Here is a 9,346-nt window from a genome sequence, read left to right on the forward strand (position 1 = left end):
CTTCGGACGCTTCTCCGACGACCTCAGAGACCTCACCCTCGACGACCAGGGCGTCTTCCTCAACGTCGTCGGAAAATTCTGACCGCGCTCCGCTCTCCCGTCGTGCCCCAAGGCATGGCGGGAGATCTTCTTTTCGTCGGCGAGGTCACTCAGCCGTCGTGGGCGTCCGGTTTGGAGGAATGCCAGAAAGGTTGGCAATGGCGCTTTCTGCACGTTCAGATCGACGGCGGCAACGTGAACTTTCCACCCTCCAGCGCCGTTGCTGCCGAGCCTAGCTAGAAATGAGCGGTTCAGGGCTCAATCGAGCCCTCCATTGTGTCCGTCGGCTACGGCCGCAACGGGTCGCCAAGGGAACGGCCGCTTGTTGGCAACTTCGCCTCGATAGGGGACGGGCAGCTTTCGGCCCCGATCCGGTCATTCCCGCCACGCTTCACGAACGACTGCTGCGCGCCGCATCTTGGTCGTTCAGGGCAGTTCACGCAAACCCCAGAACCTGTCACTGGCCCATCTGGGGAGGCAGGGCGGTTTGCCCGAAGGCGCAACATCAGTATCGGGCCGACCCCGGTGGGGTCGCAGGCAGCTCGAACCTAAATTCTCGGCATTATCTGAAAGCGCTCAATCTCGATAGTAATCCGACCCTTGCCACCTGGCTTCATTTGCAGTGCAAACGATTTCATCCTGCAACCATCGCAAGAAGGCTTGAACCTTTGGAAGCTCAGAGGTCTGAGGCGTGCAAACGAAATACCAGGAAAATCTGGTCGGCATATCGGGGCCGAAAGGGCGTACCAGCAGGCCGGCGTTCAAATCGTCGGTAGCGAGGGATCTTCGGGCAAGAGCGACTCCATGTCCGGCGGCAGCCGCCTGCAGGGTCATGGCGGTGTCGTTGTAGGACGGTCCCTTTGCGGCGTCCACACCAGTCACTTCAGCGCGCTTCAGCCAGTTATGCCAACTGGGCGCATCGCCGTCGCGCGATACCGAGAAGTCGTGTAGTAGCACGTGATGTGCGAGATCGGCAGGCTGGCGAAGTGGTATGGCTTTATCGATCAGGCGCGGCGAACAGACGGGAAAAGCCAGATCATCCATCAGCGGCACGACATGGAGATCAGGATAATTGCCGCGCCCGACGCGTATGGCGACATCGATCTCGTCGGCGGAAAGGTCGATGAGGCGTTGCGAGGTGGAGATCATCGGATCTATGCCCGGGTGACGCTCGTGGAAGCGGTTCAAGCGCGGGATGAGCCACTTTGTCGCAAAGGACTGCAGGGTGCTCACCCTGATCTGACCGGACCCGCTGTCCGATCGCAACTGCCGTGTTGCCGCCGCCATCATGTCGAAGGCATCGCGGAGCGGCGGCAAATAGCCTTGACCCGCCCGTGTGAGCTCCAGCCGGCGGTTGTAGCGACGGAACAGCTGGATCCCGACCGTTTCCTGCAGCGACTTGATCTGGTGGCTTACGGCGGCTTGCGTGACGCACAGCTCGTCCGCCGCCCTCGTGAAGGATAGATGGCGGGCGGCGGCTTCGAAAGCGCGCAGCGCATTAAGCGGCGGCAAGCGTCTCGGCATCACAATCTCGCATTATTTTCATTCATCCGAATACTGAGAAATAGTCGTTTGTGATACGCGCGTCCATCCGCCAGATTCCGGCTTGTCGCCGGTCGAGAACGGCCAGATTGCCGCAATCAAGTTGAAGGAGGCCCCGAATTATGACCAATACGTCGCTGAAAGCTCGGGTGGACACTGAAGCTGGACTTAGCGGGCGGCCTTGTTCCAGATTAGTTTCCCTAATATTTCTGAGATCCATATGGACGTACTATCGTCATTGCCGGGATCGGATATTGGACCGGCAGCGCCTAGCCGCGCTTGATGACCACCTTCTCACCGACATAGGGCTTACGCGCTGGCAAATTTCGCGCGAGGTGGCAAAGCCATTCTGGCGGCCAGTGAACCCCCGTGCGGATGAAAAGTGACATTCGCCGGCAGGACTATGTCATCGGCCTGCCTTCCTCCGGCCCCTCGCTGCCTCGCTTCGAGGAGCCGGGAAGATGGCCGGCTACGCCCGGGAACGCGCAACGCCTGCCGCCAAGAACCAGGCCCTGTGTCCCTCAGGTTCCGGAAGCGTGGCTGGCGAGAATTGCCTCCCTGAATGCACGGGCCACGGGTCCAAGGGGCCGGTCGATCCTGCGCGCAAGATAGAACTGCACGTCGACCTGGCCGCCGAGGCCCAGCGCGACCACCGGGAGCCGAACCAGTTCCCCGCTTGCGAGGTTCTCCTCCACCACCCAACAGGGTAGTCGTCCCCAGCCGTGGCCGGCCCGGATCATCGCGTATTTCGTCTCCTGGTTGTTGACGCGCCAGGTCGTTGGCGACAGGACGCCGAAATCGCGGCCCTCGGAAAGCTGGGTCGGGTCGGACAAGACGATCTGTACGTGCTCGGCCAGCACCACGGCCTCCAAACTATCCGAGTCTTCCGCCGCTGCCGCCAGCGGGTGGGTTCGCGCAGCGACCGCGACAAAGGAATGCGAATGCATCGCCTCGAGCTCGATGCGCGAATCCGTCAGGTCTTCGCCGGCCAAAATGCCCAGCGTCACCCGTCCCTCCTGAATCGCGGCAGGCGGGCCGCCGAGCGGCAGGACCTCGAGCCGGATACTCACGCCAACGTAGCTGCGACGGATGACGTGCAACGCCTCCATGACCCAGGGCATCGGGTAGAGCGAGTCGATCACGATCGACAGTTCGAGTTCTACTCCCTCGCCGAGTTCCCGCGCCCGCGCTCTCAACGCATCGACCTTCAGGAGAATCGACCGCGCGTCGGCCAGCAGGGACAGACCCTGTGGCGTGAGCTTTGGCCGATGCCCGGAACGGTCGAAAAGCGTCACTCCCAACTGCGCCTCCAGGTTTCCCACGGAGTAGCTCACCGCGGATTGGACGCGCGACAGGCGCCTCGCGCTGCCACGAAAGCTTCCGGCTTCGACCACCGAAACAAAGGCCCGCAACTGGTCAAGCGTGAGCGCGTCAATCACCCGATCGATCCTTTCGATCAAATTGATCCAGTCTTTAGCAATTGCCTAGAACAAGCGCCAGTGCCATTCGAAAAACCACGCTCAAACTGACAACGCAGCGAAGTGAGAAGAATGCCATGATGTCTGGAGATCGAATTCGTACCGCGGTCATCGTGGGGAGCACTCGCGAAGGGCGGTTTGGAGATACGGTGGCGCGTTGGTTCGTAGGGCGCGCCGCCTTGAACGAAGCGATCGACATCGACCTCATCGATCTGGCTGAAGCAAATCTTCCGGCCGTTATCACCGATATTCCTCCGACGGAGGCGCAGGTTATGACCGGACGTTTTGCGGAGGCGGATGCGTTTGTGATTGTCACGCCTGAATACAACCACGGCTATCCTGCGTCGCTGAAGTTCGCGCTCGATTCGGCGCGTGAGGAGTGGATGGCCAAACCGGTCTCGTTCGTGTCCTATGGCGGCATTTCAGGCGGACTGAGATCGGTCGAGCAGTTACGGCAGGTATGTGCCGAACTGCACATGGTCTCGATCCGCGATTGCGTCAGCTTGCACAACTGCCACGGCATGTTCGACGAAACTGGCGCGCTCTCCGAGCCTGAAGGACCGAACGTCGCCGCGAAGATGATGCTCGACCAACTCCAGTGGTGGGCGGTGGCGCTCCGCAATGCGCGCGCCGATCGGCCCTATGGCTCCTGACGAAAGCTGCGGAAGCAGGCTTTAGCCACAGCAACAAGGGGAAACGTGATGCATCGCGCCATCTTCTACGAGTTTCCGGAAGCCGATCCGACTACTGACCGGTTCGTCCACGAGCACGAAAATGGCAGTGTGACCATAGTGTTGGTCGGCCAGGTATCGATGGTCCCGGCCGTTGCAAAAGAGATGGCAGACGCGGGTGTCGAACTGGTCGAATTGTGCGGTGGCATGCCGATTGCGGTGCGCGCCAAGGTGAAGGCGGCCGTACCCGCCGACACACGAGTCGCGGCCGTATCGTTCGGAATTGAATCGATCATGAAAGCGGCCGAATTCAACAAGGCCTTTATGGATGGAAAGCCCCCCGCAGAAGCCTGCATCGTGTTGGCTCCAGGCGCCGATCCGGCCACCGACAGCTTCTTCCGCAGCGCGGGGCCTCAAAGCACCACCTTCATCATGGCTGACGAACGAGCCGCGTCTGACGTTGCGCGCCAGTTGGCGGATCAGGGGGTTGGCCTGATCGAGCTCTATGGCGGGTTCTCCGACGAAACCGTTTCGGAAATCATCGATGCCGTCGAAGGACGGTCCGCTGTTGGCGTGAGTGGCTTCGGGCACAGGTAGTCAGGGACAGTGCGAACCAGGAAGTGGCCACCATGACCGCTGACCAGTTGTTCCCGGCGGCCAGGATCGATCTCGACGCAGATATGTGCCGCATCGGATATTCGGGGTCGAGGGATGCTACGCTCGGGACGTTGCAGGCCCTGCATAACCTGCATCCCCAGGAGATAGCGTTCGAAAATCTGGACCCGCTTTTCGGCAATCTGCCGGTTCGGCTTGATCCGGAATCGCTAGTCGACAAGCTGGTGCGAAAGAGGCGCGGCGGCTACTGTTTTGAGCAGAATCTTCTCTTCGGGACGGTGCTCTCAGCGTTGGGTTTCGGCGTCACCGGGCTTTCAGCCAGAATCCGCTGGAGCCAGAATGATTGCGTGCTGACGCCGCGCGGCCACATGCTTCTTAAAGTGCAGGCGGAAGGCGAGGAACATATCGCCGATGTCGGGTTTGGCGCGCTGACACTCACGGCTGCGCTCCGCCTCGATACCGACCGCGAACAGCAGACGCCGCATGAACGGTTTCGCCTTGTGGAGCGAAACGGTCTTTACCGCCTCGACGCCGAAATCGGTACCGATTGGCGACCGGTTTATGTTTTCGATCTGCAGGCGCAAGTGCTCGGCGACTACGAGATCGCCAACTACTACCTGTCGTCGCATCCCAGTTCCCATTTCTGCGACACATTGATCGCCGCGCGTCCCTTCGACGGGGGACGTTACGCCCTGCTCGACAACAGGCTTACCATTCACACGTTCGACGCGCCGCCGCAGCGCACGCTGCTCACGAGCGTCGCCGAACTGCGCGACATACTTGGTTCGCGCTTTCTGATCGACGTTCCGCGCAACCATGAAGCGGCCCTGTCGTGGGTAATCAGGTGACCTCACAGCCTGACAACTCTGGCGCCAGCGGCACGACCTCATCCAGGGAGAAACAGATGAAACCGAGATTGAACGCCTTTGCAGCCGCGCCGGAAGCCATTGACGCGATACTGACGCTGGAGACAGACGTTCGAAGATCGGGCCTGGAGCCAACGCTGATAGAGCTGGTGAAAACCCGCGCCTCCCAGCTCAACCGCTGTGCCTACTGCGTCGAGATGCACACCCGCGAGGCGCGTGAGGCTGGCGAGCGGGAGAAGCGGCTTCATCTGCTGACGGCCTGGCAGGAATCTTCCTTCTACACGGATCGCGAACGGGCAGCGCTGGCATGGACGGAAGCGTTGACGCTTGTCGCGCAATCTCACGCTCGCGATGAGGTCTACGTGATTTTGCGGGCGGAGGACCGAAAATGACGACGTCTGAGCCGAAAAGCGCGCACGCCGGAATGTTCTTGTGGGCGTTGATTGTCGGACTATCGTTCCCGGCAGTGAGCCTGTTAAGCGAGGGGCTGCCGCCGCTGTTTCTGACAGCGATCCGCTTCGCAATCGCGGCTTTAGCCATCGGCGTCCTTGTCTGGCGTGCGCCTGATCGTCGGCCTAGCCTTGCCGGGCTCGCACTTTATGCGGCGATGGGGCTGTGTCTTGCCGGCTTCTTTGGCGCGATGTTCTGGGCCGCACATCAGGTCAGCGCACTGTCGATGGCCACGCTTTATGTCAGCGTTCCGTTGCTTGCCTATGCCCTCGGCCGGACGCTTGGCGTAGAGCGACCGGATGTGGCGCTGCTGGCGACACTGGCGGTTGGAGCAGTTGGTGCGCTGGCGCTGGCTTGGGTCGGCAGTAACGGCACGGGGGACAGCTTTGAATTCGGGCTCGCGGAGGGGCTGTTTTTCCTTGGCTGTGTTGCCTCCGCGCTCTACCCGGTATTGAGCAAATGGGGCCTGCAGCGGGGTTGGCTTTCGAACAGCGCTGCGTTGCGCACTTTCTGGAGCCTCGTGGCCGGCGGTGTGCTCATCGGTTTTCTCGGACTGGCGCTGGAGTCGGTGCAGGCACTGGCCCGTATGACGGTCTTTGATTTCCTGCTGGTCGCCTATCTGGGTGTCTTTTCCAGCGGCGTCACCTTCTGGCTGATCCAGCGGGGGACCGGGGTTCTCACGCCGGGCGCGGTGACGGCCTACACCTATCTGGTTCCTTTCGTTTCCATGCTCATCCTGTTCGTCACCGAGCCCGACACGATCGGATGGGAATGGCTGCCCGGCAGCTTTGCGGTGATCCTGGCGATTGTGCTCCTGCTGCGCCGTTCGGCGAGCGGACGCGGTGGGGCACCTGCCACGGAAAGCCGACCCACAACCGGCTAAGTTGACAAAGAGAATTTCATCGGTCGAAACAGGAGCTTGAGGAACATGCGTATCCTTGTCTTTGGAGCCGCGGGAAATATTGGACGCCGTGTTGTTGCCGAGGCCCTGCAGCGGGGGCACGAGGTCACTGCCGTCCTGCGCGACCCGACCCGCGTAGCAGAGCCGCTCCCCGCAGCAACCATCCGCTCCGGCAATGCCGCGAACGCGGGTGACGTTGCCGAACTAAGCGTGGGCCACGATTTGGTGATCAGCGCCACCCGCCCGGCGCCCGGCAGCGAGCGCGATCTGGTTACGGCCGCCGAGGCGCTGCTGGAAGGTCTCAGGCTCACGGGTGTGCGGCTCCTGCTGGTCGGCGGAGCCGGCAGTCTTGCCGCACCCGATACGGGCAGGGCAATCGTCGACGATGAACGGTATGTCTCCCCGGCCTGGCGGGAGATCGCGGTTGCCTGCTGCGATCAATACGCGATCTGCCGGACTGAGACGCATGCGGACTGGACATATCTGAGCCCGCCGGCACTGCTACAACCGGGCGAGCGCACTGGCCGCTATAGAACGGGCGGTGACGAACTGCTCGTCAATACCGCCGGCACGTCGACGATATCGCTGGAAGACCTTGCCGTTGCGTTGCTCGACGAGGCGGAAGAGCCTAAGCACCGACGCGCCCGATTTACCGTCGCCTACTGAGGTGCGACTTGGCCAAACCGCCTTAGCAATGTTCGCAAAGCGAACGAATAAGCTCAAGTCATGCGGCATAGATGATTTCTTATGGCTGCTATCTCGCGGCTTTAGCGCGAAGGAGACAGTTGGGAATCGGCCCCTAAGCTGCATCACAAGATGCAAGACTTCTAGGTAGCTGCGGTAATCGGCGACAGTTGTGTAGCCATGGTGCAGCGGATCATCGGCGAGATATGGCCTAACGTAAGCGTCGAGGCCGATCTCCAAAGCGTATCGGGCTACACGGCACTGGAGGTCGAGATATTAGCCACTTATGCTTTTTGTCCTGCCAGATGTGAAACAGCAAGGGCAATGATAGCCAGGGTTGCGGCGATCAGGCTGACATACTGTGCGCCGACCCACTGGATTCCGACAGCGCCCACCACGCCCGACATGGCGATGGCGAGGTAGAGAATCGCCTGGTTGAGCGAGATCAATACGGCGGCGGCATCGGGCCTGAGCGACATCAGCCGGTGCTGTTGCGGTGTAGTAATGGCAAAGGCGGCCAGTGCATAGAAGGCGATCGTCGCGACGGCAGCGCCGTACTGTGTCGTCGTCCATGGCAGGATGACAGTGCTGACGGCGAGCCAGACCAAAGCGATGGCAACCACCCGCGCGCCGCCGATCCTGTCGGCGAGAAAGCCTGCGCCGAAGTTCCCGATCGTACCGACGACGCCCAGCGTGAACATTAGGACGGCCAGTGCGACACTGCTTCCTGCCGTTGCCGGAGCGAAGATGACGCCGACATAGGTATAGGGAATGAAGACCGCCGTGAAGCCAATAAGCGTCGTCGCCATCACCGCCAGCACTCGCCGGTTCGCAAGCGGGCCTAGCCGTTCCGCCAGCGTTTCGGGCGTCTCGATCGGCACGTGCCTCGGCACCAGGGCGAGCACGCCGAAAAGCCCTGGGAGGGCGAGCGCGGCCGTGAACCACATCGTTGTACGCCAGCCGGCAAATCCGCCAAGTGCAGTGCCGAACGGCGCGCCGAGCGACACAGCTGCGGTGAAGCCGGTAACGACGATGGCGATGGCACGGCCCTGAAACTTCTGCGGCACGAGTGCTGCCGCCGTAACGGAAGCATTGGGGATGAACATCCCCACGCCGACCGCAGCTACCATCTGCGCCAGCAGCACCTGCGCATAGGTGGATGCCAGGGCAGTGCCAGCCGAACCGATCAGATAGGTCACCGTCGCTACGACGAGCACCGTCCGGCGCGGCCAGGAGGCCGTCAGCGTGGTGAGCAAAGGCGCAGCAATCGCGCAGGTCATGGCAAAAACCGTGATGATCTGGCCGGCCTTCGCCGCAGAGATAGCGAACGACTCCATCAGCAGGGGCAACAGACCAGCCAGGACGAATTCGCCCGTGCCCACGGCGAAGACGCCCAAGGCCAGGACTGTGACTCGCCCGAGCCCAGGGGGGTCAACGTCTGTCAGATTTTCTGGTTTGGCTCGCATATCCATGACAGCTCCTTGCCCCCGCTCGCTCCAAGGCTGGACGGGCCGCTTTGCATCTCATAAGTTGGAACCGATCAGTTCCGTTCATGCATTCGGTACTGATTGGTTCCGTATCTGTCAAGGACGCTGTAGATGCCGACACGCGCACGTGAACGTTTGATCGAAACTGCCGAGAAGTTGTTCTATGCGGAAGGCATTCAGGCCGTGGGTCTGGAGCGGCTTCTATCCGTCTCGGGCGTTGGTCGCGCCTCTTTCTACCGGCACTTCGCCAGCAAGGATGATCTGGTCGTCACCATGCTGCGCGGCCACGATAGGGCGTACCGCGAGTGGCTGGAAACGCGCGTCCGCGATCTCGGCGGGGATCCGCTGGCCGTCTTCGATGCGCTCGCGGAACGGTCGGACTGGTCGGGTTATCGCGGTTGCGCATTCATCAACGCAATGGCCGAGATCGCCGACCCCGCCAGTCCGGTATTCCGGATCGCCAAAGAACATAAGCGCGCCGTGGCGGAATTCCTCGGAAAATGTCTAGTCGCCGCAGGTTACCGCGATGCCGAAACGCTCGCCCCGCAACTGGTCCTGCTCATCGACGGCGCGACGGTGACCGCGTTGCACGAGCGTACGAACCAACCTATGC

At 61.5% G+C, this 9,346-nt stretch carries 11 protein-coding genes; 8 read left to right on the forward strand and 3 right to left on the reverse strand.

Annotated features, from left to right (window positions below; translation table 11 throughout):
* Positions 1 to 615: 615 nt before the first annotated feature.
* Positions 616 to 1,563 carry a transcriptional regulator GcvA gene (locus SIN08_RS15965; protein ID WP_322452598.1) on the reverse strand — a complete coding sequence of 316 codons (948 nt, stop codon included), beginning with the start codon at positions 1,561 to 1,563 and terminating at the stop codon, positions 616 to 618.
* 140 nt (positions 1,564 to 1,703) lie between these two features.
* Between SIN08_RS15965 and SIN08_RS15970 the strand changes: the two genes are divergently transcribed.
* On the forward strand, positions 1,704 to 1,967 hold the full coding sequence (locus tag SIN08_RS15970) for a DUF1127 domain-containing protein (protein WP_322452599.1): 264 nt from the start codon (positions 1,704 to 1,706) through the stop codon (positions 1,965 to 1,967).
* Positions 1,968 to 2,102: 135 nt separating this feature from the next.
* Here the strand turns inward: SIN08_RS15970 and SIN08_RS15975 are convergent, their stop codons facing one another.
* On the reverse strand, positions 2,103 to 3,020 hold the full coding sequence (locus SIN08_RS15975) for a LysR family transcriptional regulator (protein ID WP_322452600.1): 918 nt from the start codon (positions 3,018 to 3,020) through the stop codon (positions 2,103 to 2,105).
* Positions 3,021 to 3,136: 116 nt separating this feature from the next.
* Here SIN08_RS15975 and SIN08_RS15980 point away from each other — a divergent pair, with 116 nt between their 5' ends.
* The 6 genes from SIN08_RS15980 (at position 3,137) to SIN08_RS16005 (ending at position 7,228) form a co-directional block, all read left to right on the forward strand.
* Positions 3,137 to 3,712, forward strand: a complete 576-nt coding sequence (locus SIN08_RS15980) for an NAD(P)H-dependent oxidoreductase (RefSeq protein ID WP_322452601.1) — start codon at positions 3,137 to 3,139, stop codon at positions 3,710 to 3,712.
* Between the two features lie 48 nt (positions 3,713 to 3,760).
* On the forward strand, positions 3,761 to 4,327 hold the full coding sequence (locus SIN08_RS15985) for a DUF6506 family protein (protein ID WP_322452602.1): 567 nt from the start codon (positions 3,761 to 3,763) through the stop codon (positions 4,325 to 4,327).
* A 32-nt stretch (positions 4,328 to 4,359) separates the two neighbouring features.
* Positions 4,360 to 5,193 (forward strand): arylamine N-acetyltransferase, encoded by an 834-nt coding sequence (locus tag SIN08_RS15990; RefSeq protein WP_322452603.1) that lies wholly within the window; start codon positions 4,360 to 4,362, stop codon positions 5,191 to 5,193.
* Positions 5,194 to 5,261: 68 nt separating this feature from the next.
* Positions 5,262 to 5,603, forward strand: a complete 342-nt coding sequence (locus tag SIN08_RS15995) for a carboxymuconolactone decarboxylase family protein (protein WP_322452604.1) — start codon at positions 5,262 to 5,264, stop codon at positions 5,601 to 5,603.
* Entirely contained in the window at positions 5,600 to 6,544 is a 945-nt protein-coding gene (locus SIN08_RS16000; protein WP_322452605.1) for a DMT family transporter, read from the forward strand. Before SIN08_RS15995 ends, SIN08_RS16000 begins: the two co-directional genes overlap by 4 nt.
* A 45-nt stretch (positions 6,545 to 6,589) precedes the next feature.
* Positions 6,590 to 7,228 carry an NAD(P)-dependent oxidoreductase gene (locus tag SIN08_RS16005; protein ID WP_322452606.1) on the forward strand — a complete coding sequence of 213 codons (639 nt, stop codon included), beginning with the start codon at positions 6,590 to 6,592 and terminating at the stop codon, positions 7,226 to 7,228.
* 302 nt (positions 7,229 to 7,530) lie between these two features.
* Here the strand turns inward: SIN08_RS16005 and SIN08_RS16010 are convergent, their stop codons facing one another.
* Positions 7,531 to 8,718, reverse strand: a complete 1,188-nt coding sequence (locus SIN08_RS16010; protein WP_322449400.1) for an MFS transporter — start codon at positions 8,716 to 8,718, stop codon at positions 7,531 to 7,533.
* 126 nt (positions 8,719 to 8,844) lie between these two features.
* Here SIN08_RS16010 and SIN08_RS16015 point away from each other — a divergent pair.
* On the forward strand, positions 8,845 to 9,346 hold a 502-nt coding region (locus tag SIN08_RS16015; protein ID WP_322449399.1), incomplete at its 3' end, for a TetR/AcrR family transcriptional regulator.

This window comes from Chelativorans sp. M5D2P16 (assembly GCF_034427935.1).
Taxonomy (GTDB): domain Bacteria; phylum Pseudomonadota; class Alphaproteobacteria; order Rhizobiales; family Rhizobiaceae; genus Chelativorans.

Bases quoted from the DNA above. Each gene is read 5' to 3' on its own strand.
- SIN08_RS16000 (WP_322452605.1), top strand. From the start codon at position 5,600: ATGACGACGTCTGAGCCGAAAAGCGCGCACGCCGGAATGTTCTTGTGG.
- SIN08_RS15980 (WP_322452601.1), top strand. From the start codon at position 3,137: ATGATGTCTGGAGATCGAATTCGTACCGCGGTCATCGTGGGGAGCACT.
- SIN08_RS15985 (WP_322452602.1), top strand. From the start codon at position 3,761: ATGCATCGCGCCATCTTCTACGAGTTTCCGGAAGCCGATCCGACTACT.
- SIN08_RS16005 (WP_322452606.1), top strand. From the start codon at position 6,590: ATGCGTATCCTTGTCTTTGGAGCCGCGGGAAATATTGGACGCCGTGTT.
- SIN08_RS15970 (WP_322452599.1), top strand. From the start codon at position 1,704: ATGACCAATACGTCGCTGAAAGCTCGGGTGGACACTGAAGCTGGACTT.
- SIN08_RS15990 (WP_322452603.1), top strand. From the start codon at position 4,360: ATGACCGCTGACCAGTTGTTCCCGGCGGCCAGGATCGATCTCGACGCA.
- SIN08_RS16010 (WP_322449400.1), bottom strand. From the start codon at position 8,718: ATGGATATGCGAGCCAAACCAGAAAATCTGACAGACGTTGACCCCCCT.
- SIN08_RS15965 (WP_322452598.1), bottom strand. From the start codon at position 1,563: ATGCCGAGACGCTTGCCGCCGCTTAATGCGCTGCGCGCTTTCGAAGCC.